The sequence below is a fragment of the Dyadobacter sp. LHD-138 genome, assembly GCF_030929615.1.
Lineage (GTDB): Bacteria > Bacteroidota > Bacteroidia > Cytophagales > Spirosomataceae > Dyadobacter.
In genome coordinates this window covers 66789-90958 of sequence record NZ_JAVFVU010000030.1, presented here as the reverse complement: position 1 = coordinate 90958, position 24170 = coordinate 66789, and the positions used below count along the sequence as shown (strand labels likewise).

The following is a 24170-nucleotide window of genomic DNA, read 5'->3' as shown; positions in this document are numbered from 1 at the left end:
AAACAAATCCCTCAGCGGAACTCCGCGTAAACCTCCCCCTACCTCAGCGTTTAAATAAAAAAGTTACGCCGAGCGAACAAATCCCTCAGCGTAACTCCGCGCAAAAACTCCCTTACGCTGCGTTTAACAAAACATTAGAACGCATAACGCAATCCCAACTGGATCTGGTAAGGATTTCCCGAAGGAACTACGATACCGGTTGTCGGACTCACGTCATAGTTGTAATTTTTGCTTGTTGCGTCAAAGCTTTTAAGCGAGTAGATATTTTGTTTCCCCAGGATATCCTGCGTGCCCCATTTCTTGTTAAGCAAGTTGGCGACATTGAAAATATCGGCGGAAACTTCGATGCTTTGTGATTTATAGATATGGAATTTCTTGGCAAGTTTCAAATCCCATGTTCCGTAGAAACCATTGATACCACCGTTTCTCTCAGCGATTTTACCCGCACTTTTACGGATATAATCTTTCAAGCCGCTGTTAACCTCAGGGTTATCAAGCAAAGTCTGGATACCCGTACGATACTTTTCCGTTACAGCAGCATTTTTTGGATCGAAGATAAAGGCAAGATCATTTGAGTTAACAAAATCACCATTCACGTTACCACCCACGGCAAGCGAATATCTCGTACCCCCGGTACCTGAATAACGCACCCCAACACTGATACCATAGAAAGTTGGCAATGTTCCATAAACAACCAGTTTATTGCGGAACTGATTATCTGAGTAGGTTACACGGCTCAAATCACGCGGATCATCGTTCACCATCAAAGACAAAGTAGCCGAGTTTGCCACGTTTCCGTTGTAAGAAGTATTATCCTTAACATCATTGTAAGTATAACTTACCGTGATTTCTCCGTCTCTGAAATACTGGTATGTCGCATCGGCAACGACTGCAAATGCATTTACTTTTCCTTTGCTATTCAGCTCCAATACCCGGCCGACATTGGTCGATTTACGTCCTTTTTGCCAGTCTGTTGAGCCATTTGCGGTTGCGATACTTTCAGCAGGCACAAATACGCCACGGTTGCCTTCATTTGATAAACGGAAGAATGGCTGATCTACCATGTTTCCATCCACATACATGTAATTATTACGTCCCAGCGTCATGTATCCACTCAAACCAACTTTGAAACGATCGCTAAAAAAGTGACTGTATGAGATATTTGCCTTGTAAATCGTAGGCACTTTCGCATCTGCACCGTTCATGTTAATGGTCGCATTGTTGGACACACCAGGCACTTTAAGCAATTCAACACCCGGAGCGGTTGAAGGATCGGCACGGTAACCTGGAAAATTAGGGGTAGGAACCAGGTTGGCCCCCTGGATATCCACCGAAGCCACCTTTGTTCCATCAAACAGCATGTTGTTGATCATCGCATAGTTGTTGATATCTGATCCAAAAACACCGGCTCCAAAACGTAAAATATCTTTTCCTTGCTCGTTGAAATCCCAGGTTACGTTTGCACGGGGCTGAATCTGGAAAGTTTTGATCGTATTGTCCGTTCGCAATCCAAGTTCATTGAACACAGTTTGGTTGAAATTCGGTCTGTTCATGTAATTGGCATAATCCACACGAACACCCGCCATCAATTCAAATCCGGTAAACAACTTGGTTTGCAATTGTCCATAAACACCCGTGTTAAGGATATTTTGCTTTACAGCGTGATCCGGGCTAAGTGCAATTTCACGGGCATAACGGTATGGTTTCAGGTTCTCAAAATTGTCAAGACCTGTGAAGTAAAAACGTCCGTTCATTTCACTTCCGTAAAGAGAATTCATGTTGGTATACATCAAATCTGCTCCGAAAGTATAGCTTACGTTGTTTGTGTTATAATAAACATTGTCCGTAAACTGGATCGTGTTATTATAAAAATGCTCCGGAATATAACGCTGTCCACCCAGCTGAATCGTTGTAAAAACATCTTTTCCGTCAACATTTGAAGCAACACGCTCCACGATTGCACGGGGAATATTTGCGCCAGGCAATTGCGGGTTAGGAATACTGTTTTCCTTCGTATACATATGCTGCAATTTCGCTTCGTTGATCAAACGAGGGCTAACAACCGAACGCAAGGTAAATAACAGGCTATTATCCAAGCCTCTGGAAGTGCCATAGGTTTCGTACGTATTGATCGAGCTGTTATCACCAATACTCTGGTTGTTTTTATCAAAACCGAAGTTATTACGGATGGTCAGCAAATGTTTTTTGCTAAGCTGCCAGTCGATACGGGCGAAAATAGATTCTGTTTTTTCTTTCTTATCAAAAGAACCGAATTGCGGTGAGTTAGCCACGCCATATTTGCTTCTTGCAATACTTTCAAAACGATTCAGAGATGCTTTCGTAACACTGAAACGTTTTTCATCCGCTGCGCTCTGGATATCTGCGATTTGCAGCGGACGGGAATCCGCCTGGTGATCCCATGCCACGAAGAAATGTGCCTTATCTTTGATGATAGGCCCGCCCAAAGAAAAACCATACTGATAGGTCGAGAAAGGAACATTACGCTTGTTTCCACGAATGTCATAAGGGCTCGACAACCAGTCTGTCCGACCAAATACGAAAGCACTTCCGCTCAATGTGTTGGTTCCTGATTTGGTTACAGTACTTACCGAACCGCCACCACTTCTTCCGTAGGTTACGTCATACTGGTTTGTTACCACTTTAAATTCACGAACCGCTTCCATGGAAATCGCGTAAGGAGAGCCGTTACGGTTGGTTGTACCACCGGATGTTGCATTTTTAGCAGTCATCCCATCGATCGTGAAGTTGGTCGACGAAGCCAATTGTCCTGAAAGACTTCCCCCTGATTTACTTAATGGGGATAAATCCATTAATGAAGTAAAATTCCTTCCGTTTACGGGAAGTTTAGCAATATCACGCGCCGTTACCGAAGTGGCTGCACCAAAGTTTGTAACTGTATTTTTCAGTCCTGAACCGACTACGTGCACTTCATCCAGTTCATTAGTCGTTTCTCTGATTTCAAAATCAACAGTTACCAGATCACCCTGATTTAAGGAATAACCCGTTTTTTTCTGTTCGCCGTGACCGATGTATGAAACAACGATCGTGTAAGGTTTACCCAAAGGAAGTTGCTTGATAATGTACTCTCCTTTGTCATTTGTTGTCGTTGCGGAAGTAAATCCTGTGGATTCATTACGCACCTGCACCGTAGCTCCGGGAACATGTGTTTTTGTCCCGTCGGAAACCGTTCCTCTGATCGTAGCCTGATTTGTCTGGGCCATCAGTGCGGTTCCTAAAAAGCAGGACAGCATAAACACGCAAATAGTAAATTTCAGTTTCATATCCTTGAAATAAGTAGTTATTTAAGGATGCAAAACTAGATTCAGCAGGTTACGCCGATATTTTGGAGATGTTATGAAAATGTGAAGTGGAATCATACCAAAGTTTTGTCCGGATTATATCCAAAACTTTCGGGGATGATTACTTTTAAAGCCCTAACAAACAAATTTCCCGCGCATAAATCCGGGTGTCAGACGAAGATAAATCTGCCCGAAAACCTGATTTTTGAGACAATTTCATGTCTGGCAGAATCCATTCCGGCCGACATAATCAAATGATCATGTCGGCCGGATAGAGAAATCGGGAAAGGAAGCGTGCGTTATAAAACAATAAAACAAACAGCTCCTTTTCCTAAAATTCAGAATTTGGTTATCAATGCGCCGCAGCTGTTTTCCGGCAGCAGCTTGGCAATTTGTCGTGCGCTTTCTGATTCGCAGGAGACAAATCTGCATCGTATCCCGTGTTGTTAATGGTAGCTTTAATGGCAGCTTCCGTTGTTTTATCAGGATTGTATTTAACCGTCACGACCTTATCGCTCAAATCCAGATTTGACGCCTTCACACCTTTTGAAAGCCCCAGATTACGCTCCATACGCGCTTTGCACATTTCACAAATAGCGGAAGTTTTGAATTTCACTTCCTTGTCCTTTCCATCAGCATTGGCAAGGCTTACCGTTAAAAACAGCGACGCAACGAATAAAAAAAATGTCTTTTTCATAATAGTATTTTGATTGATGTTGAATAGATGATTAATGTTTATGCCCGGTTGAATCCCTTTCGACCAGGACAATTTGTTGTAAATCCATTTTGCAAACAGGGCATTTCCCAGCTTGTGCGTAGGTTTTATCTCCTTCACACTCCATCGGACAGGCATATTTCGGGGCCTCAGCAGTGGTTGTCGTAACTTCTTTGCCTGTGGCTTCCTTGTTCTTTTCCTGATTCCCCGAACAAGCGAGGAGTAATGTCAACGGCAATGCAAAAAGAATTTTTCTCATCGTATATTTTGATTTAATAATTACATTTTAAACTTTCGGCGCTCCTACCCGATCCAGTGTTTTTCTTGCCAGCGTGTTGCTCTTTTTAAATTCACCCGGCGTCATCCCCGTCACTTTTTTAAACTGATTGCTTAAATGCGCAGCACTGCTGTACGACAAACGCCATGCCATTTCACTTAAACTCAATTCATTGTAGGAAAGCCACTCTTTGACTTTTTCCACTTTCTGGGCTATAATGTATTGCTCGATGGTTTGCCCCGTTTCTGAGGAAAACAAATTGCTCAGATACGAATATTCATAACCCGTCTTTTGAGAAAGATAATCGGAAAAATTAACAGCCGCAGGTTTATTCCCTTTCAGATACTGAACTTCTTCGATAATCAATGTTCTGATATTTTCGGTTAAAGCAGCGCGTTTATCATCCAATAACTCGAACCCGCTCGTTTTCAGGCTGTATTTTACATCAGTCAATTGAGCTTCGTCAAGGTTTCCCTTTGTATCAACCTCACCCAGTTCAATATGGCTTAATCCAATGCCCAGTTTATCAAATTCTTCTCTGACAACCCTGATACAACGATCGCAAACCATATTTTTGATATATAACTTCATCTTCAGTGATTTATGGTTAATGATAAATTGTTGATGCAGGGCCGTAAAGTGCCCTGCATTTCCTTAACAACTATCTGATAATTTTATATCGTACACCAGCATAAATCATACGCCCGACAACTGGTCCCCAGGCCATTCCTGCATCAAATTGCTTCCCGAAAGGATCATTTGCACCCATGATCGGATTTTTCTGACGGAAATTATTCAGGTTTTCACCACCAAGATAAACATCCCATTTGGGAAATGTACGTGTAATCTGCGCATTAAGATTATAAAATGATGGCGCTGTGGTTGAAGCCGATGGCATTTCGTGCCCCATATCTTCGCTGGTCAGTCCCATGTATGGCAGCCTGCGTTTTCCGTTCCACTGCACCGTGGCATCAAATTTCCATTTATCATAGGGTAAGGCGTAACCGGCATTGAATAAAACCCTGTCACGGCTTACCATCATTTTTTCAATTAAAACCTTTTCTCCATGCAGTCCGTTAACCGTCTGTTTTACATCGAATAAACGATAGGCCAGTTTCAAATCAAAACGTTTTATTGGTGTCAGATTAACCTCTGCCTGAAAACTGTTGGCATATGCCTTCCCATTCAGGTTATAAAAACGGATATCTCTCGGGTTTTCGAAATCTGCTACCAGTTGATTATCAAAATCGGTACGGTAAAAATCGGTAACGAAAGTTCCCTGCATTTCGCCCAGTTTATATTCCTGAGTCAGGCTGACGCCATAATTCCAGGACACTTCCGGCCGTATTTTTTCCAGAAAAACCACTCTTCTTGAACTAACCAGGTTGCCATAATATTCAGCCAACGGATTGGTTACCCGAAATCCTCTGCCAGCCGACGCACGTAACGTGGTATTGTTCGTCAAGCTGTATTTCAGGTGCAAACGCGGCGTAAACTGGGTACCATACAGATTATGAAAATCAACACGAGAGCCGGCTACGAGTACGAACTTGTCAAGATTGTTATAAGTGTACTCCACAAAAGCACCCGGTACGGATTCCCGTCTCAGCAAAGTCGTGTCCCTGTATTTTTCATTATAATTGTCCAGCATATAACTCAAACCCGCTTTATAAGCATGGTTGGTGCTGCCCAGAATCGACTGATAGATTAAATTACCATACAAAGTTTCCTGGCGGCCGTTGTAATTGGTTAGCCCAAAGTAAGATTTTGAGTCATGGATCGACGCGTTGACAATTAATCCAAGTCCTTTATAAGGTTTGTCAGGATACAGCCTCGCAATTTTAGAAAAGAATTCATAGCGATTCACTTTTGCACCAAATCCATAAGCCTCGGTCGTGCCTTTCATTTCTTTACGAAAATCAGTTTGCCCGCCTAACCGGTCCTCATAGAGCGCTTTTACACCAAACTGGGCCATTGTTCTCTTATTCTGATATTTCCAGCGGTTGATCACGTTGTATTGTGTGTAAAGCGGAAGATCCAGAAAGCCATCGTTATTTTTATCAACCCGGTTTTTAAGCGTACTCGCATGGGTCAGCAAGCCTGTGCTCCACTTATCGTTCAGCTGATGAGCCAGATTGAGATTCACTTCTCCCCGCCCGAAGTTATTGACGTAGGTATTAAAATAGAGTTTTTCCTGGGTGTCCGGCTTTTGCAGTTCTACGTTAATTTGCCCCGTCATCGACTCATATCCATTCACCACCGAACCGGCTCCTTTGCCCACATCAATGGACTGAATCCAGGTTCCCGGCACGAAATTCATACCAAAAGTGGATGCCAAACCCCGGATTGTAGGAATATTCTCAATATTGGTTTGGATATAAGTTCCGTTCAAACCCAGCATTTGAATCTGTTTGGCGCCGGTTACAGCATCACTGTAAGAAACAGAAACGGAAGCATTGGTTTCAAAACTCTCGGACAGGTTGCAGCAGGCAGCTTTGGCCAGGGTGCGGGTCGTGATAATTTCTGTTTGGTGGGGAGATAACCTGTCAATTGTCGTTGCATTGGCCTTAACCACTACTTCGCGCAAAGTCTGATCATTTTTCATCACGACTTCGAGCTCGCTTTCCGCGCCAATTTTTACAGTATCATTTTGAAAACCGACAAAACTAAATACCAGCTTGTTCGACTGGGTAACGCGGGGAATTGAAAACCTTCCGCTCGTATCCGTCGTGGCTGATTGCGTCGTGCCAGCCCAGTAAACATTTGCCCCCGTGAGCGGCGTAAGTGTTTTTACAGTTTGCTCGTAAACTTTTCCCGTTATTCGCTGCGCCGAAACAAGGTGCGCAGACAGAAGCAAAACTGCTCCGATTAAATATCTTTTCATTATTGGCTAAATCACTTGATGTATAAGAAAAACGTGTGAGTCCCGAAAAAAGAAACACATTAAAATCTAATAATCAGCGATTCATATCAAAAATGACTGTACAAAAGAGAGCATAGTTCTCCCGTGAAACAGGGAAGAGAAGGTTATTGTAGTATCTGAAGAAGCCACAGGCGGATAAACCCATTCCCGTGATAAAAAGACAAAAGACTGAACCGACCATAGAATACCGTCAGCCAGCACTTTTAAAGCCTTAGTCTGAAACGAAGCAAGCGATGAAACAACATCTACCTTTTCAAATTTCTGTTGATCCTTGCAGCAATCTGTTTTTTTGAAGAATTTTTTATTGGAATCCTGCGCTGCCTTGCTTTTTGCACAGCAGGAAGACACTACCTTTTCCTTGCAGGAATCGGCTTTTTTTTCAGAGACAAACTTCATAGTCATCCCCCGCATCATACATTGATGCTCTATCAGCCCAAATCCCGTGCTGCTTACCAGCACCAGAATGGCCATAAAGAGGGTGATAGATCTATGAAGTTTGTTTTTCATTGTTACAAAAGTAAAACCTTCCGGGAGCAATAGCAAACTGATATGCTCCGGATTAAGGTAACTATTTTATTTTCTGGCTTTTAAGATGCAATCGGCTCAGCGACATAACCTGCTTTTTTGATAACCTCAACCACTTCGTCGGCTGATTTACCTGTTTCTACGGACAATACGCGGTTTTCACTTTGAAGATCAACCTCCCATTTGTCAAATCCATTTTCGGCAGTAAGAAAAGGAGTAACGGCTGCAATACAGCCACCGCATTTAATATTGGTTTTGAATTTTATAGTTTCCATTTTGAATAGATTAATATTTGTCAGAGACTTCTTAAATATCTCTTTGCAAAGATCGGCAGCAGCCAATGGAAACTATTACACAATTAAGGGAAGGCGTTACAGAGTTTTTGTTTTTTGCCGTTTGCTGATTTCAACACAGGTTTTCAATTCTTAATCTTAAAACCTTTGAAATGTTGTCATAAGTCAACATGATTATAAATATCACCCAACAAGATAGAACAGTTCCCTATTAGTATGTTTTCTCTGTCATCTGTATAGGTATGACTTAGCCATTCCGCTTCATTCCTTTTAACAAGCACTTCTATTTTTTTATTTTTGGAAGAAACCAGCACATACTCTCGAAAGGACGAAATTGTTTTGTAACAATCAAACTTTTCAAGTCTATCGTAACGCTCCGTTGAATCGGATAAAACTTCGATGATAATTTCAGGATTTTCGAGCGCATTCAACCCGTGTGGAGCCTTTTCATAAATCGGTTTTGCACAAAGAATAACTAAATCCGGGAAAGTATACTTATTACATTTCTCAATTTTGATAAGCTGATCACTGGTAAAAACGATACAACCTTTTTTCTTCAGACAATAAATAAATTCCCCAATTAAATTAGCTGAAATGATATTATGCACAGGCTGCGCGCCGGCCATAGCAACAACCTCTCCTGAATGATATTCCAGTTTTACATCCGATTTGGACAGCAGATCAAAATATTCTTCGCGTGTCACGAGTGTCTTTGTTTGCATCAGTAGCTTCTAAAATAGTGTGTGGATTATTTCAAATTTAACCTTTTATACGGCCGATGCCAACTGCAAAAGCTGTATAATCGAAATTTGAATATTTTAGAAGTTGTTGTAACACCATTGATTAAAATCACTCAAACCAGATTACCGGATTCCGGATCGGCAAATTCCGCAATACCTCTTCCACTTTCGGGTTATGATCCAGTTTTTTCCAGGTTTCCAGCCAGTCGTCTTCGTTAAAAGCCTGGGCACCGAACACGAGAAAAGGCTGGGCTACCGGCCAGTTTTCCCAATACATCACATCGGGTTTGAGCGGCCATTTACTTTTGTCGGCAATATACGGATAAAGATACCTGATCCCTTTGCGGATATTTCGGCCATCGATGGTTTCATAAAGCCACAAATTATGTTCTTTATCCGACAAAATCTGACATAACATCACCATCGCATCCAGATTGAATATGGAATAACCGTACGGCTTTGTCCGTCTCAGTTCCTGCGGAAAACTTCCGTTTGCATGCATCTGATAAGGCAGGAAAACAGTTTTGTAACGATTCCGGCAAAAATCCAAAACCTCCTTATTCCCGGTGAGTTTGGCAAACGAGGCAACCTGCATAGCCCAGCACGTCCCATGGTTATTCTTTGCCTCCATCTCATCTTTGCCATACGGATGATTTCGAAGCCAATTGATGTATTGCGCAAACCAGTCTTTTACCTCTGCAACCTGTTGCTGGTTCACCGATTTTGCCTGCTGCATCAGGATAATCCCCTGTGCCACTTCCATAAGATGGATCGTGTCAATAATGCCGATCCCCCGGCCAGTTGCCCTCCCCTTAATCGCCTGGGCGTACAGCAGAGAAGGATTCATTTTTGTTTCCGGATCAAGAAACCAGGCATTGATGTGACGGAATGCCCAGGTTACATATTTCTCTTCCCCGGTAATTTTATAAGCGGAGGTCAGTGCGCCAACAATGCGGCTAAACCGGATCATAGCCCGACGATGGGCTGTAAAATTATCAGGATTTGTCAGGCCATCGCGTTGAATGTATGGCGCGGCAGGATTTAATGTATCCGGCCACCAATAATCCCCTTCCGAGTAAAAATCATGTTTTCCGCCCGCGCTTCTGGGACTCGTTTCGGCCGTAACCGTTATGGGGTCCTGCGTCATAGCCCACCCGGCTTCTGTCAGAATATGCGTTCTCAGCTCATTGACAACCTCTGCTTCCACTGCACTTCCCTGACTAAAAGCGAAGTTTGCAGTCAGTATAAAACAAAAAAACCAGGGACTTAACAGCTTGTTAAACCCTGGTTTTTTATATAGCCTGATTTTAGAGAAAATGATCATAAGTTCGTGTGACGAGGTGGATAGTCTTCTTTTGTTAGAAAGACGCGCATCTGATCATTTCTCCCTTTGGAGTTTACAATTTCGCTCCGCGCAATCTCAAACTATTTGTTACAACAGACACTGAGCTTAATGCCATTGCTGCACCGGCTATCATCGGATTTAATAAAAACCCATTAAAAGGATATAAAATTCCGGCCGCCACCGGTATCCCGATTAAGTTATAAATAAATGCCCAGAAAAGATTTTGCTTGATGGTTTTAACCGTTTTGCGGGAAAGTCTTAGTGCTTTGGGTAAAACGAGAAGGTCGGAAGTGATAAGTGTCATCTTTGCCACATCCATCGCGATATCCGATCCTTTTCCCATGGCAATGCTTACATCCGCCTGCGCCAATGCCTGCGAGTCATTGACACCATCGCCAACCATGGCTACAATTTTTCCCTCGGCCTGTAATTTCTGAACAAACTTCATCTTATCATCCGGTTTTACCTCTGCCAGGTAATTCGTTATTCCAACCTGCTTTGCCACAGCCTCGGCGGTCTGGGCGTTGTCGCCTGTCAGCATATAAACTTCAATACCTTGTTCCAGCAGATTTTTCACTGCTTCGGCAGAAGTTTCTTTTAACTGGTCCGCAATCGAAATCAACGCAATTTGTACATGATTTAAACTCACCCCGATCACCGTTTGTGCAGCCTGACGTTGTGAAACTGCCAGTTTCTCCAATGCACTGTCAATTCGAACGCCTTCTTTTGCAAGAAAAGCAACGGTGCCAATCAGATATTCATCGCCATTGACCGTCCCTTTGATACCATTCCCCGTCACGGATTCAAATTTCTCAACTTTGCCTCCGCTATTTTCTTTCACATAATCGACAACCGCCAAAGCCAGCGGATGCTCCGAGCGCGATTCCAAAATTCTGATCGCTGCTGCGTGCTGGCTTTTATTTCCCACATGATCAGCCCATTTCCAGTCGGTTACCTGCGGATGACCTTTTGTCAGCGTCCCTGTTTTGTCAAGAATAACGGCATTTACTTCATGCGCTTTTTCAAGACTTTCCGCATCCCGTATCAGGATATTATTTTCAGCGCCTTTACCGACGCCTACCATAATGGCCGTTGGCGTCGCTAGTCCCAAAGCACAGGGACAGGCAATAACCAACACCGAAACAGAAGCCAGAAGTGCCTGCGTCAGCGCATTGTCACCCCCAAAAAACATCCAGACAATGAAAGTCAGAATTGAAATTCCGATCACGATGGGAACAAAAATACTGGCAATTTTATCAACCAGTCTTTGCACGGGTGCCTTGCTTCCCTGCGCGGCCTGAACGGTTTTAATAATCTGGGCGAGAACGGTGTTTTTACCAATTTTTTCCGCCGAGAAAGTAAAAGTCCCCTGCTGATTGATCGTACCGGCAAAAACCTGTGCCCCCTTTGTCTTTTCAGACGGGATTGGTTCGCCGGTCATCAGACTTTCATCGACAAAAGAATTACCGCTGAGCACCTTGCCATCCACCGGAATTTTCTCTCCCGAACGAATTACGATTTCATCATAAAGTTGTACTTCTTTAACCGGAATTTCAATTTCATCATTTCCACGGATAACCCGCACCGTTTTAGGCTGCAAACCGATCAGTTTTTTTATGGCATCGGAAGTATTTGTCTTTGCTCTTTCTTCCAGCAGTTTACCCAATAGAATAAAAAACACAATCACTGCGGCTGCTTCAAAATACACGTGCGGATGCAGTCCACGGGCATGCCAGAACTGCGGATAAAAGGTATTAAAAGTACTGAACAGAAAAGCGATACCGGTACTTAACGCCACCAGCGTGTCCATATTCGACTTCCCGTGTTTTGCCTGTTTCCATGCATTCACAAAAAAATCTTTCCCGAAAATAAACAGAACCGGCGCTGTCAGTACCAGCATAATGTAATTACCATACGGCATATCCATGAAGAACATGCCAATAACGACAACCGGTACCGCCAAAATACCTGTCCAAAGCGTTTTGTTCTTTAAACCATTGTAATGATCCAGCTTTATTTTTTCCTGCTCCGCAATTACCTCATCTTCATCATCATGCAGGATAAAACCGTAGCCGATGCTTTGCAAAACTTTATCCAGCGCCGGCAAATCCGTGACCGAAGGGTCATAATCCACCCAAGCCGATTGGTTTGCATAATTTACACCCGCGTCTGCAACCCCCGAAGTGCTTTTTAGCATAGATTCCACGCTCACAGAACAGGCTGCGCAGGACATTCCTGTGACGGGCAAAGTCACTTTCTTCGTATTTAAAATTTTATGATCCGTTTCCATGATATTGCTAAAATTCTTTGATACAAAGATAATACCGGACAATCCCCTCGGTATTACACAATTATAGCCGGGCATTACATGATTATCAGTGCATCAGGCAAGCCTCGTTCCGTTTGCCACCCATTTATCGGGCGACGCCAGAATTACCTCGCCGTCAGGCAATACAAAACCAGTTGTCAAAACCTCCGAACGAAAATCAGCGATTTGTTTAATAGGAAAATTAACGACGCATAAAACCTGCTTCCCCAATAATCCCTCCTTCGTATAACGTTTCGTGATCTGTGCAGAACTTTGCCTGATACCAATTTCCTCACCCAAATCGATCCATAATTTATAGGCTGGTTTTCGTGCCTTTGGAAAATCTTCAACGCGGACAATTGTGCCTGCTCTCTGGTCTACTTTTTCAAAATCCTCCCAACTTATTGCTTCCATTATGCTTCACTTTTATATTACGGTTTCGCTTTAATATTTATAAAATTGATTACATCATTAAAAACGCACCCTTTCTTCCTTTTCCTGATTATTGTTCACAAACCATACTTCTCATGAGAAAATTAATAAGTTTAACACTTATCCTCATTCTTGGCTTTTCAGGTTTCTCCTTTAAAGATAAAACGGTTCTGTTCTATATTGGTTCACAGGATAAAACCGAAAATGCTGCCGTTTCACTCTGTGAACTTGATTTGGCAACCGGACAAATTACCTTGAAAGAGGCATTTAAAACGGCACCAGGGCCGGGCTATCTCAGTATTTCTCCCAATAAGAAAAACCTTTACGCCGTTACTTCCGATAATAAAATTTCAGCCTATGCCATTGGCACGGATCATAAACTTACATATTTGAACAGCCAGTCGTCCGAAGGACTTAACCCTTGTCATGTGTCCGTTGATCCCTCTGGTAAAATGGCTTTTGCAGCCAATTACACGGGTGGAAGTTTTACGGCATATACTTTGGCTGCCGACGGAAAAGTAAATCCGCCTACGTATACCCAGCAATTTACGGGAACAGGGCCCAACGTAAAACGTCAGGAAAAAGCACATGCACATTTTTCTTCCGCTACGCCAAACGGAAAATATGTTTATACCGTTGATCTGGGTACGGACCGTGTCATGAATTATGTGGTTAATCCTCAAACCGGAGCGTTAAAACAAAATCCTGCCCAAACTGCTTTCAATGCAAAACCAGGCTCGGGACCACGTCATTTTGCGATTTCCAAATCGGGGAAATATATGTATTTACTTAATGAGCTGGATATTACCCTAACCGCCTGCTCCATTAATGATGCCGGTGTGATCACGCAAATGGCAACCTATCAGACGGTTCCCGCCGATTTTAAAGAGCCCAACACGAGCGCGGCCGTACATATACACCCGAATGGAAAATTCGTTTATACTTCCAACCGCGGGCACAACAGCATCAGCGCGTTTCAGATTAAATCGGACGGAACTTTGGAAAAAGTGGATGAGCAAACCCAGGCTATCAAAACGCCCCGGGATTTCAATATTGATCCAACCGGAAAATACATGATCGTTGCCAACCAGGATAAGGACAACCTGGTCGTTTATGAGATAAACCCCAAGACGGGAAAACTTACTTTCAAACATGAAAGCATATCAATAAAACTGCCGATATGTGTCGCGTTTTTATAAAAACATAGCAGATGCGTTAACCCAAAAATGACAAAAGCACGAAACAGGATTTCGTGCTTTTGTCATTTTTAAGCTATTGTTACTTGGCGGACGCCAGTTGTTTTTTACGATAGTAATTCAGGAAATCGTCAAGCTGTTCCACAGGCATTTTTCTGGCGATGATCTTTTTATTTTTGTCCAGAACATAAATCGTCGGTGTAGTCACCACGTCAAATTTTCTGTTAAAATCGATCTGGTTTAGCGGATCAAATCCATTGATCAGATCTTCCAGATGATAGGTCTTGATAAAAGACTTCCATTCTTCCTGATTGTGCTCCGTGTTAATCGCCAGAACTTTCACACCAGACGGCTTATTCTTTTCATAAAAAGATTTCAAAACCGGTGATGCCTCTTTGCAATGTCCGCAAGTGGCTGCGTAAAAAAACAAAACGGTATAACTCGCATCGATTGCCTGCAGGTTAATCTTTTTACCGGTCGGATCGGAAACACCCAACACCGGAAAAGTTTTATTTACAAGCAGATCTTTCAGCGTATTGACCTTTTCGGCAATGCGCTTTTTGACATCTTCCGCAACGCCCATGTCGCCCGACAAATAATATTTATTCGCCATATGTACCCATAGCGCTTCTGTACCTACCGTCTTGGGATTTTCATATTGGTTGATGATATAAAAAACGACATAGGATTTAACATCCTTATTGGCCGAAGCTTTGGAAACAAGCCAGTCGGTATCCTTGATCAGCGAGTCCGGGGTCTGTACAACCAGGTTTTTGATATAACGGTCAATTTTTGCTTCCAAAAAAGGCGTACGCAGAATTCTTTCATCCGAAAAATCAACGGCGTCCCAGTAATGCGCTTTGTAATAATTAAACACCCACACCGAATCCGTTTTTCCATTCGCCAGTTTAGGAGCCGTTGGAACCTCAGGGTCGCTGGACATCTGGAATAATTTAGTGGTAAATGAATCTGTATTTTCCTTGAAAAATTTATCCCTGTATGCCTTAAAGCCATCTTGCGCCTCTTTCATTTTCGCTGGCCCATCTGTAGCCTTGCTTTTGCTAAACGTCTCAATTTGCTGAATTCCTTTTTTCAGTTCTCTCTGATAAGCATAAAAAAGCTCGTTATCCTTCGAACCTTTGATCTTCATGCTGCCAACCAGATCGGTCGTGTCTGCTTCGAGTGAAAAATTTGTTTCCTTACCGGAATAAACCACTTCTACCCATTTCTGATTTCCCGGAAAAAGCAGCAGGTAAAGGCCCCCCGGCAAACTGGTGTTTCCCTCAAATACCATATGTCCGCTCGCATCAGCCTTTGCGGTATCTTTGGCCACGAATTGTTTGTTGCTATAACTATAATGCCCCAATACGAAGGAACTATCCTTATAACCTTTGAGCGTCGCCTCAATGCGATAACCCTGCCCGAAAGACTGCGAAATTAAACTGATGACAAAAAAAGAAATGAGAATGGCCGTGTGCGTTCTTTTTTTCATTTGAAAAAGAGGGATAATTATGAACTGTTTAATTATTAAGCTAAATCGTGACCTGAATGCAAAATTAAAATCAAAACGCATACTTCTACCAGCTTCGTACCCAAATGTTTTATTTTCTATCCAAAACCATCGATTTTTTGCTCATGCCATTCAGTATTAGCATCATCCTTATACTGTTTGCGCTCTTAACAAAAAAAGCCAGGAGAAAGAAAACGGCTATGATAGCTTCATTTTCAATACTATTTCTCATCTCCAACACGTATCTGATCAATAAGGCATTTTACTGGTGGGAATACCAACCCGTCAATTTGAAAGAAGTCAAGAAAACCTATGACGTGGGTATTGTCCTCACCGGCGGTTTAATTAACATGGCGGAAGTAAATGCTGATCACCCCGGTCTGGGTATGCATGCCGACAGGTTCCTTCAGGCCTATCTCTTATATAAAGAGGGAGAAATCAGAAAAATCATTGTTACCGGGGCCAGCCAAAAAATCCTGACGGATTATGGTAACGGCGAGGCACAGCAAACGGCCAAGCTTTTGATTCAATGGGGGGTTAATCCTCAGGATATCATATTGGAGCCAAAAGCAAAAAATACGCGTGAGAATGCCCTTTTTACTGCCGAAATTTTAAAACAACAATTCCCGGACAAGCATTATTTACTGATCACCTCAGCTTTCCACATGCGGCGCGCCGTGGGGTGTTTTGAAAAAGCGGGTGTAAAAACGGATCAGTTTCCGGCAGACTTCTATGGAAACGATTTTCACAACAAGATCAAAGATTTTATCGTTCCTGATCCCGAAGTATTGGGCTACTCCCAGCTGTTGTTCCGGGAATGGGTAGGTATTGTTGTGTACAAGATCATGGGATATTGTTAAGCAATCCCCCCTTATCGCAAGCCAGGTAATTGTCATTTATTGTTACCATCAATAATGCGTAACAACAAGTGACTATTCCTGACTACAAATAACTTTTAACTAAACGCTCAATATTTTAACCATTCTCAGCAAATCTTCGCTGATTGGTTTCGGAAGACGAATGGTGTCCTCGAAAGGAGTATAAACAAGGTCATTGTTGATAATTCCCGCCATTACATTTTTCTGTCCGTTCAATAAACCTTCCACGGCACCAAGTCCCAAACGGCTGGCAAGAATACGGTCATAAGCAGAAGGTGATCCTCCACGCTGTGTATGGCCCAATGTTGTTACACGGATATCCGCGTTTTCGTCTACCTGTACTTTAATTTTTGCCGCAACTTCAACAGCACTTCCGGCTTCGTCACCTTCGGCAACTACAATGATGGAAGAAGATTTCGAACGGCTCCATCCTTGTTTTAACGTTTCTACAACTTCTGACAGCGGCGTAAGTACTTCCGGCACCATCACAAGTTCTGCACCACCGGCAATCCCCGATTGTACGGCGATATAACCTGAGTCACGTCCCATTACTTCAATAAAAAAGATACGGTCGTGTGAACTTGCCGTATCCCGGATACGGTCGATCGCATCCAAAGCCGTATTTACAGCCGTGTCAAATCCGATGGTATAATCCGTTCCGTACAAGTCATTGTCAATAGTACCAGGTGCCCCAACCGTTGGAATGCCATATTCGTTGCCGAAAATCATCGCACCTGTAAAAGTACCGTTCCCTCCGATTGCAACCAATCCTTCAATTCCGTGTGCCTGAATTTGCTCAAATGCCTTCTTACGGCCTTCCGGCGTCAAAAACTCTTTACTACGGGCAGATTTCAGTATTGTACCACCTCTTTGTACAATATTACTAACCGAGTGAGATTCCATCTTGTAAACATCACCAGCGATCATTCCACTAAATCCTCTTCTGATTCCGTAAACTTCAACTCCATGGTAAACTGCCCCGCGCACCACCGCACGGATACAAGCGTTCATTCCGGGCGCATCTCCTCCTGAGGTGAAAACTCCAATTCTTTTCATTTATTTATCGGGTTACTACTATTCAATTTTAAATACGAATGTGTTTTTACGTTTAACGCACAATTTCTGCAAATTTATCGGGTATTTTCCTAAATCTTACGTCCTATTCCGGATTTCTATCAAAAAAATACTAAAAACAGATTCAAATTTTACACCCCAAACATATATCAATACTTTTATATTTGCGCTTGATAACAAAAATTTAACGTACAAGGTTAAGTGATCTTTGGGAGTATTGTGAAAGAAAAGTCACATTTGTACGTATTATTGACATTATAATATCATAATTTTTAATACCCTGTCGGTTTACTATTATCAAAATGAAAAATTTATTCTCCTGGCAACGAATCTGGCCGCATCTGGTTGCAGTAGTAGGCTTTATCTTCTTGTCACTGATGTATGCTTTTCCGGTACTGGAAGGCAAAAAACTCAATCAACATGACGACGTACAGGCCAAAGCCGCTGCACGCGAGATCGTTGCCTACCACGAAAAAACAGGAGAGTGGTCAAACTGGACCAACAGCATGTTTGGCGGTATGCCTGCCTACATGATTGCCGGAGATTTCCCGACGAGTATCTCAACAAAAATGGGACAGACCATCAATAAAATTTTGCCTGCCCCCGCAAATTATCTTTTAATAGGCTGTATAAGCGCCTATATACTTTTTCTTGTTGTGGGTGCCGGAACCTGGCTTTCCGCACTGGGAGCGATTGCTTTCGGTTTTGCCGCCTGGAACCTGGTGAGTCTGGAGGCAGGTCACGTTTCCAAGATCCTGGCCATTAATTATGCACCGGGCGTTATTGCGGGTGTTATTTTAGCATTCCGGCGAAACTGGCTGGCTGGTGCCGCAGTGACCGCTATTTTCCTTTCTCTTGAACTTTATTCGAATCACGTACAGATTACCTATTACCTCGGTGTCGGTATCGTCATATTGGTTATTCTGGAAAGCTTGCCTTTGATCCGTGAAGGAAAGATCAAACAGCTATCATTTATTATCATTGGATTAGCCTTTGCGGCGGCGGTATCTGTTGGCACGCATACGACCCGTCTGTGGAACGGCTATGATTACAGCAAAGAAACCATACGCGGCAAACCTGAGTTAAGCGTTTCAAACGGCGCTAAAACGGAGGCTAACCAGGACGGTCTGGATAAGGAATATGCTTTCTCGTACAGCTATGGCTTAGGTGAAACACTCACATTGCTGATACCGAACGCATACGGAGGCTCCACACCAGCCGCATTATCCAACACATCAGAAACATACAAAACGCTCACCAACCGCGGATTGGACGCTGCTACCGCCCAAAGCGTGGTGCAATCTTTACCACTTTACTGGGGTGATCAGCCGATTGTCAGCGGACCGGTTTATGCGGGTGCTATCATTTTTTTCCTCTTTATTTTAGGGTTATTTATTGTAAAAGGCCCGTTAAAAAACTGGGCTGCCGGAGTCATCATACTTTACGTGATCTGGGCATGGGGTAAAAACTTTTCTGCGCTGAATTACCTGTTCTTCGACTATTTCCCGATGTTTAATAAATTCAGGGCCGTGACGATGGTGCTTGCACTTGTTCAGCTGCTGATGGTGTTCGTCGCAATTTTAGCCTTAAAAACGTTAGCTCAGAAAAAAATTACCTGGAAAGAATTACAGCGCCCTTTCTTAATAAGTCTGGGCATAACAGGCGGTATTTCATTGATCATGGCTTTAATGCCAACCTTGTTTTTCAGCTTCCAGGCCGCCAGTGACCAGCAATTGGCTGAAAGTTTTTCACAACAGGCCAACGACAAAGCATTTGGCCAGCAGATTGTCAATGCCATTGTTCAGGACCGTGCAGGTTTGATGCGAACGGATGCTTTCCGGACATTATTCTTTGTTCTAGCAATAGCTGGGTTAATTTGGATGTGGATGAAAGATAAAATCAAACCCGCGATCCTTTATCCCGTTCTGATTTTGCTGATGATTATTGACATGTTCGGCATCGACAAACGTTATCTGAACAATGCTGATTTTATCAGTAAAAGCGCTTCACAAGCCGCACTTGCCCCTTCGGCCGCCGATGAAAAAATCATGACTGATCCGGATCCGGATTATCGGGTACTGGATGTTTCAAGAAGTACCTTCAACAGTGCCGACGCTTCTTATTTTCACAAATCTTTGGGCGGATACCATGGCGCCAAACTGAGACGTTATCAGGAGCTGTTTGAGCATCAGATCGCCAAGCAAAATGCAAATCCAGGTATATTGAATATGCTCAATACAAAATATATCCTGTCAGTTGATCAGCAGGGACAGCAGGCCGTACAGCCAAATCCTGATGCTTTTGGTCATGCCTGGTTTGTAAAAGAATACAAAATTGTTCCCAATGCCGATGGAGAAATGGCTGCTCTGGATTCATTGAAACCAAAAGAAACGGCTGTATTGGATCAACGTTTCGCAGATAAGTTAAAAGGTCTGACACTTCGGGCAGATTCAACGGATAAAATCAGCCTGATCAGCTACAAACCGAATGAGCTGATTTATGAAAGCAATACGAAAAATGAAGGATTAGCAGTCTTTTCTGAAATTTACTACAACGTTCGCGATGAGTGGAAAGTAACAATTGATGGTAAACCGGCGGATATGTTACGTGCTGATTATGTCCTGCGTGCGCTTCGCATTCCCGCTGGAAAGCATACGATTAAATTCCGTTTTGAACCCGTTTCAATAGCGGTGGGGAGTAAAGTGGATTTGATAAGTTCGTTGTTTTTGATTGCCTTAATTGTGGGTGCAATCGTTGTTGAAGCAAAAAGGAAAAGCTAAAATCAGTACTTATTACAAAAGAGAAAGTCCGGCAAACAAAATTTGCCGGACTTTCTCTTTTTAACAGACTATTATATTCTTATAAATTCGTTTCCACAATCAACCCGGGCAACAAATCTTCTCCGCTCAGCTGAGCCGGCATTGCTTTACTTTCAACGGAACCGTCTTTGCCGTAGATATAAACTTTCTTACCGATACGGTCAATCAGCCAGCCGAGACTGCAACCGTTGGATTGATATTCCTTCATTTTATCCAGAAGATCAGGAAGATTATCGCTCAGAGAACGGACTTCAATAACTAAATCAGGGCAGATCGGAGCAAATCTTTTCCGCTCCATGGTTGTCAACGATTCATACCGGCTCTTTTCAATCCAGGAAACATCCGGAGAACGTACTGCCCCATTGGGCAATGTAAATCCGGTTGAAGAATCAAAAACGTACCCAGCCTTGCTCTGACGATTCCAGATCCAAATCTGTCCGTTGATATCTGAATTGTAAAAACCCGTATCGGATCCTGTCGGTGCCATAACGATTATATTTCCGTCTTTATCCCGTTCCATCAACAGTTGCGCATTGGCCTGGCAAAGATCGAAGAACATATCTTCGGTCAGACCGGCCACAGGACGTATGATTAGCGGTAGTTCCATAGGATACATTTCAAATGATTACGAAATATAACAAATTATAAACACCGGATCATTTACTTCTTCTCAATCCCGCTCAAAATTCTACCAATATCGTTTGCTCTTGACATAAAATCCAGGCTCGTCGTTAAGTCCTTGCTATCAATGGCTTCCTTGAATTTTTTCAGAAATTCGATATAGTCTCCCAACGCTTTGGAAACATTGATTTTATTCTGATCAAAAATCGGTGCCCACATTTGCGGCGAACTTTTGGCTAAACGGACCGTTGAAGAAAAACCGGTGCTCGCCATATCGAAAATAGCTTTTTCATCGCGCTCTTTATCTAAAACAGTTAACCCTAACGCAAAGGAGCTGATATGACTCAGATGCGACACGTATGCCAGATGCAAATCATGTTCCACGGGTGTCATGTAATGAATTTTCATACCAACGTCGCGCAAAAAAGTATCGACCAGTGTCAAAGAATCCGGATCACTTTTTTCCTTGTCACAGATAATCACATTTTTCTCTGACAGTAACTCTTTAAACGCCGCACCTGGACCTGAATTTTCAGTACCCGCCATCGGATGAACCGCAACAAACTGTGCACGTTTCGGATGTGCATCAGCAACTTTACAGATCAGTTCTTTTGTCGAACCAAAATCCATGACCGTACGACCTTCAGGAAGCTGATCCAGCAACTTCGGTAATAAGGTTGTAATGGCATCAACGGGTGTAGCCAGCAAGTTTAGCTCTGCAACCTGCAAAGCCTCTTCGAGCGTCATGATTTCATCGACAATGCCTTTTGCAAGCGCAATTTTTTGGTTAACCAGTGACTGATCAACCCCTACAAACTTCATATTCGGGTATTTTTCCCGAAGTGATAATGCGAATGAACCGCCAAGCAGGCCAACGCCAATAATGCTGATGATCATATATTGAAAATTTTCCGGTAAGAGTACCTCCTACCGGATATGAAAATTTTATAAAGCAATATTTATCTAACTTTTAAGGCGCTCCACAGCTTCCCAGATCCTTTCTTTAGGCATACATAAAGAAAGACGGATATAGCGCTGACCTTTAGGCCCGAAAATAAATCCGGGAGCAATGAATACATGTTTCTGAACCAGTAGATCGTTCACGAGCTTTTCAGCCGATTCAACAGAATCCGGCAATTTTCCCCATAAAAACATCCCCTCCTGTTTCTTGTCCCATGTACAGCCGACGGTACTTAAAAATGCTTCGGATGCTTCCAGGCGCCCCTGATAAACGGCATTTCTCTGATCGTGCCATTCCTGAGGATTTCCAAGTGCAGCCACAGCCGCTTCCTGCAAAGCCCAGAACATGCCGGAATCGACATTACTCTTGATCGTCAACACAGCATCGATATAAGCCTTATCAGCAGCGATCCATCCCAAACGCCAGCCGGCCATGTTGTGCGACTTACTCATGGAATTGAGCTCAATGGCCACTGCTCTGGCTCCGTCGATCGATAACAGACTGATCGGCTCTTTTTTGTTCAAAACCAGGCTGTACGGATTGTCATGGCAAAGCAGAATCTTGTGTTTTTTAGCAAAGGCTACGGCCGCTTCAAACAATTCTTTTGTAGCTGGTGCGCCTGTTGGCATATGGGGATAGTTGAGCCACATAATTTTCGTCCGCGGGGTAACCAATCCGGCCATTACCTCCCAATCGGGCTGCCATCCAAAATCTTCCCTTAACGGATATTCTTTAACCACGGCGCCAACCATTTGGCTGACAGCCCGGTATGCAGGGTATCCCAATTCAGGCACCAGGACTTCATCTCCCGGATCCAGAAAGGTTAACGAGATATGTGTAATTCCTTCTTTCGAACCAATTAACGGTAATATTTCAGAAAGCGGATTTAGTTTGACGCCATAGGTTCTTTGATAATATTCTGCAATAGCATTCCGAAAAGAGACAGTACCGACGTACGGTTGATAACCATGCGCCTGAGGCTTTAAAGCCGCCTCTGAAAGTGCTGTGAGAGTTTGCTCAGAAGGCATCATGTCCGGATTTCCAATCCCAAGATTGATCACGTCATGGCCTTCGGCTACCAGTTTTCTTACTTCGGCCAGCTTTACTGAAAAGTAATACTCGGACGTTTGCCGGGTGCGCTGGGCAGTTTCTATTATCATTGTTTAATGCATTAATTATTATTTCCGGGCGTGCCGGTCAAAATGGGACGCAATTTACGATATTTAACCGCAAAGGGCACAATGGATTAAAGAACAAACAAAAAGTTTCCCCGACAAAGCCCTGAAAGGGCGTTCTATCTCAGGATAGGGCATCGCCCTATTATTATTATCCGGGCATCCCCACGATCTACACATCCGATCCAATAACCGCAGGGCGTTGCCCCGCGCCAAGATAGCACGCCCTTTCAGGGCTTTTTGGTTGAAGATTCCATCCAATCCATTAAATTAGCGAAATGAACCTTATACGCTTATTTCTCCCTGTCTTGATTATTCTGAATGGCTGTTCAAAACCTTCAGAGAAAATCATAGTGGCTACTGCTGCCAATGTTCAGTATGTCATGAAAGAACTGAAGACTGAATTTGAAAAAGAATCCGGCAAGGAAATTGAAATTGTTGTAAGCTCATCAGGCAAATTAACGGCACAAATTCGCGAAGGTGCACCCTTTGATATCTTCGTATCGGCTGATACAAAATATCCTGAGGAAATATTCAAAAATGGCGGATCAGATGAAAAGCCCAAAATTTACGCATATGGCACATTGGCTTTATGGTCGCTTTCCATTCCGGAAAGTGAATTAAATCTTAACACATTAAACTCCGACAAAGTCAAAAAAGTAGCCATTCCAAATCCACAACTGGCACCTTATGGTGAAGCAGCTGTCCAGGCCTTGCAGAAGGAAAACTTACTGGAGCCAATAAAAAGCAAAATCGTTTACTGTGAAAGCATTGCCCAGGCGGCGCAATACATTACCACCGGATCGGTTGAAGCAGGTTTCACCGCCCTATCCGTCATACTCGCACCCGAGATGAAAGGAAAGGGCCACTATACAATTATCGATTCCGCATCTTACAAGCCCATCGCCCAGGCAGCATTACTGCTCCGTCACAGCGAAAATTCCCCGAAAAAAGAAACCAGCCAAAAATTCTACGATTTCCTTTTTTCAGCAAAAGCAAAAGCCATTTTCAAAAAATACGGATATAAATAAGCAACATCAGGAAACTCAGTTCCAGGC

Annotated in this window: 20 protein-coding genes; 4 read left to right on the top strand and 16 right to left on the bottom strand. The window is 43.1% G+C overall.

Annotation, left to right across the window (positions count from 1 at the left end):
- Positions 1–134 precede the first annotated feature (134 nt).
- The 11 genes from RB622_RS21135 to RB622_RS21085 all read right to left on the bottom strand — a co-directional run bounded on the left by RB622_RS21135 (position 135) and on the right by RB622_RS21085 (position 12860).
- Positions 135–3302, bottom strand: a complete 3168-nt coding sequence (locus RB622_RS21135; RefSeq protein WP_308048652.1) for a carboxypeptidase regulatory-like domain-containing protein — start codon at positions 3300–3302, stop codon at positions 135–137.
- Between the two features lie 370 nt (positions 3303–3672).
- Entirely contained in the window at positions 3673–4017 is a 345-nt protein-coding gene (locus tag RB622_RS21130) for a heavy metal-associated domain-containing protein (RefSeq protein ID WP_308048650.1), read from the bottom strand.
- A gap of 31 nt (positions 4018–4048) precedes the next feature.
- A complete protein-coding gene (locus tag RB622_RS21125) occupies positions 4049–4294 on the bottom strand; it encodes a heavy metal-binding domain-containing protein (RefSeq protein ID WP_308048649.1) in 246 nt (81 codons plus the stop codon).
- A 27-nt stretch (positions 4295–4321) separates the two neighbouring features.
- Positions 4322–4903: an AraC family transcriptional regulator gene (locus RB622_RS21120; protein ID WP_308048648.1), complete on the bottom strand. Its 582-nt coding sequence runs from the start codon at positions 4901–4903 to the stop codon at positions 4322–4324.
- Between the two features lie 70 nt (positions 4904–4973).
- Positions 4974–7196 (bottom strand): TonB-dependent receptor, encoded by a 2223-nt coding sequence (locus tag RB622_RS21115; RefSeq protein ID WP_308048647.1) that lies wholly within the window; start codon positions 7194–7196, stop codon positions 4974–4976.
- Positions 7197–7277: 81 nt separating this feature from the next.
- On the bottom strand, positions 7278–7742 hold the full coding sequence (locus tag RB622_RS21110) for an HYC_CC_PP family protein (RefSeq protein ID WP_308048646.1): 465 nt from the start codon (positions 7740–7742) through the stop codon (positions 7278–7280).
- An 80-nt stretch (positions 7743–7822) separates the two neighbouring features.
- Positions 7823–8035 carry a hypothetical protein gene (locus tag RB622_RS21105; protein WP_308048645.1) on the bottom strand — a complete coding sequence of 71 codons (213 nt, stop codon included), beginning with the start codon at positions 8033–8035 and terminating at the stop codon, positions 7823–7825.
- A gap of 176 nt (positions 8036–8211) precedes the next feature.
- A complete protein-coding gene (locus tag RB622_RS21100; RefSeq protein WP_308048644.1) occupies positions 8212–8775 on the bottom strand; it encodes a Uma2 family endonuclease in 564 nt (187 codons plus the stop codon).
- Between the two features lie 127 nt (positions 8776–8902).
- A complete protein-coding gene (locus RB622_RS21095) occupies positions 8903–10117 on the bottom strand; it encodes an alginate lyase family protein (RefSeq protein ID WP_308048643.1) in 1215 nt (404 codons plus the stop codon).
- A 73-nt stretch (positions 10118–10190) separates the two neighbouring features.
- The gene (locus tag RB622_RS21090) at positions 10191–12428 is read right to left on the bottom strand and encodes a heavy metal translocating P-type ATPase (RefSeq protein ID WP_308048642.1); all 2238 of its coding nucleotides are present in this window, start codon (positions 12426–12428) and stop codon (positions 10191–10193) included.
- Between the two features lie 93 nt (positions 12429–12521).
- Entirely contained in the window at positions 12522–12860 is a 339-nt protein-coding gene (locus RB622_RS21085) for a tRNA-binding protein (protein ID WP_308048641.1), read from the bottom strand.
- 113 nt (positions 12861–12973) lie between these two features.
- Here RB622_RS21085 and RB622_RS21080 point away from each other — a divergent pair, with 113 nt between their 5' ends.
- Positions 12974–14077 (top strand): lactonase family protein, encoded by a 1104-nt coding sequence (locus RB622_RS21080; protein ID WP_308048640.1) that lies wholly within the window; start codon positions 12974–12976, stop codon positions 14075–14077.
- Positions 14078–14156: 79 nt separating this feature from the next.
- On the opposite strand, the gene RB622_RS21075 is transcribed toward RB622_RS21080, so the two are convergent.
- On the bottom strand, positions 14157–15566 hold the full coding sequence (locus tag RB622_RS21075) for a thioredoxin-like domain-containing protein (RefSeq protein ID WP_308048639.1): 1410 nt from the start codon (positions 15564–15566) through the stop codon (positions 14157–14159).
- A gap of 218 nt (positions 15567–15784) precedes the next feature.
- Here RB622_RS21075 and RB622_RS21070 point away from each other — a divergent pair, with 218 nt between their 5' ends.
- Positions 15785–16444, top strand: coding sequence for a YdcF family protein (locus RB622_RS21070; protein WP_308048638.1), 660 nt, complete (start codon positions 15785–15787; stop codon positions 16442–16444).
- A gap of 99 nt (positions 16445–16543) precedes the next feature.
- On the opposite strand, the gene pfkA is transcribed toward RB622_RS21070, so the two are convergent.
- The gene (pfkA, locus tag RB622_RS21065; RefSeq protein ID WP_308048637.1) at positions 16544–17518 is read right to left on the bottom strand and encodes a 6-phosphofructokinase; all 975 of its coding nucleotides are present in this window, start codon (positions 17516–17518) and stop codon (positions 16544–16546) included.
- A 320-nt stretch (positions 17519–17838) separates the two neighbouring features.
- On the opposite strand from pfkA, the gene RB622_RS21060 reads away from it, so the two are divergent.
- Positions 17839–20316 (top strand): hypothetical protein, encoded by a 2478-nt coding sequence (locus RB622_RS21060; protein WP_308048636.1) that lies wholly within the window; start codon positions 17839–17841, stop codon positions 20314–20316.
- 79 nt (positions 20317–20395) lie between these two features.
- Here the strand turns inward: RB622_RS21060 and RB622_RS21055 are convergent, their stop codons facing one another.
- The 3 genes from RB622_RS21055 to RB622_RS21045 form a co-directional block, all read right to left on the bottom strand.
- Entirely contained in the window at positions 20396–20962 is a 567-nt protein-coding gene (locus RB622_RS21055) for a Uma2 family endonuclease (protein WP_308048635.1), read from the bottom strand.
- 53 nt (positions 20963–21015) lie between these two features.
- Positions 21016–21873 (bottom strand): prephenate dehydrogenase, encoded by an 858-nt coding sequence (locus RB622_RS21050; protein WP_308048633.1) that lies wholly within the window; start codon positions 21871–21873, stop codon positions 21016–21018.
- Positions 21874–21939: 66 nt separating this feature from the next.
- On the bottom strand, positions 21940–23097 hold the full coding sequence (locus RB622_RS21045) for an aminotransferase class I/II-fold pyridoxal phosphate-dependent enzyme (protein WP_308048632.1): 1158 nt from the start codon (positions 23095–23097) through the stop codon (positions 21940–21942).
- 293 nt (positions 23098–23390) lie between these two features.
- On the opposite strand from RB622_RS21045, the gene modA reads away from it, so the two are divergent.
- Complete coding sequence (modA, locus tag RB622_RS21040; protein WP_308048631.1) at positions 23391–24143, top strand: molybdate ABC transporter substrate-binding protein; 753 nt, start codon at positions 23391–23393, stop codon at positions 24141–24143.
- Positions 24144–24170: the final 27 nt, after the last annotated feature.

Excerpts from the sequence above, each read along its gene's own strand:
- RB622_RS21135 (WP_308048652.1), bottom strand. The coding sequence starts at position 3,302 with ATGAAACTGAAATTTACTATTTGCGTGTTTATGCTGTCCTGCTTTTTA.
- RB622_RS21130 (WP_308048650.1), bottom strand. The coding sequence starts at position 4,017 with ATGAAAAAGACATTTTTTTTATTCGTTGCGTCGCTGTTTTTAACGGTA.
- RB622_RS21125 (WP_308048649.1), bottom strand. The coding sequence starts at position 4,294 with ATGAGAAAAATTCTTTTTGCATTGCCGTTGACATTACTCCTCGCTTGT.
- RB622_RS21120 (WP_308048648.1), bottom strand. The coding sequence starts at position 4,903 with ATGAAGTTATATATCAAAAATATGGTTTGCGATCGTTGTATCAGGGTT.
- RB622_RS21115 (WP_308048647.1), bottom strand. The coding sequence starts at position 7,196 with ATGAAAAGATATTTAATCGGAGCAGTTTTGCTTCTGTCTGCGCACCTT.
- RB622_RS21110 (WP_308048646.1), bottom strand. The coding sequence starts at position 7,742 with ATGAAAAACAAACTTCATAGATCTATCACCCTCTTTATGGCCATTCTG.
- RB622_RS21105 (WP_308048645.1), bottom strand. The coding sequence starts at position 8,035 with ATGGAAACTATAAAATTCAAAACCAATATTAAATGCGGTGGCTGTATT.
- RB622_RS21100 (WP_308048644.1), bottom strand. The coding sequence starts at position 8,775 with ATGCAAACAAAGACACTCGTGACACGCGAAGAATATTTTGATCTGCTG.
- RB622_RS21095 (WP_308048643.1), bottom strand. The coding sequence starts at position 10,117 with ATGATCATTTTCTCTAAAATCAGGCTATATAAAAAACCAGGGTTTAAC.
- RB622_RS21090 (WP_308048642.1), bottom strand. The coding sequence starts at position 12,428 with ATGGAAACGGATCATAAAATTTTAAATACGAAGAAAGTGACTTTGCCC.
- RB622_RS21085 (WP_308048641.1), bottom strand. The coding sequence starts at position 12,860 with ATGGAAGCAATAAGTTGGGAGGATTTTGAAAAAGTAGACCAGAGAGCA.
- RB622_RS21080 (WP_308048640.1), top strand. The coding sequence starts at position 12,974 with ATGAGAAAATTAATAAGTTTAACACTTATCCTCATTCTTGGCTTTTCA.
- RB622_RS21075 (WP_308048639.1), bottom strand. The coding sequence starts at position 15,566 with ATGAAAAAAAGAACGCACACGGCCATTCTCATTTCTTTTTTTGTCATC.
- RB622_RS21070 (WP_308048638.1), top strand. The coding sequence starts at position 15,785 with ATGATAGCTTCATTTTCAATACTATTTCTCATCTCCAACACGTATCTG.
- pfkA (WP_308048637.1), bottom strand. The coding sequence starts at position 17,518 with ATGAAAAGAATTGGAGTTTTCACCTCAGGAGGAGATGCGCCCGGAATG.
- RB622_RS21060 (WP_308048636.1), top strand. The coding sequence starts at position 17,839 with ATGAAAAATTTATTCTCCTGGCAACGAATCTGGCCGCATCTGGTTGCA.
- RB622_RS21055 (WP_308048635.1), bottom strand. The coding sequence starts at position 20,962 with ATGGAACTACCGCTAATCATACGTCCTGTGGCCGGTCTGACCGAAGAT.
- RB622_RS21050 (WP_308048633.1), bottom strand. The coding sequence starts at position 21,873 with ATGATCATCAGCATTATTGGCGTTGGCCTGCTTGGCGGTTCATTCGCA.
- RB622_RS21045 (WP_308048632.1), bottom strand. The coding sequence starts at position 23,097 with ATGATAATAGAAACTGCCCAGCGCACCCGGCAAACGTCCGAGTATTAC.
- modA (WP_308048631.1), top strand. The coding sequence starts at position 23,391 with ATGAACCTTATACGCTTATTTCTCCCTGTCTTGATTATTCTGAATGGC.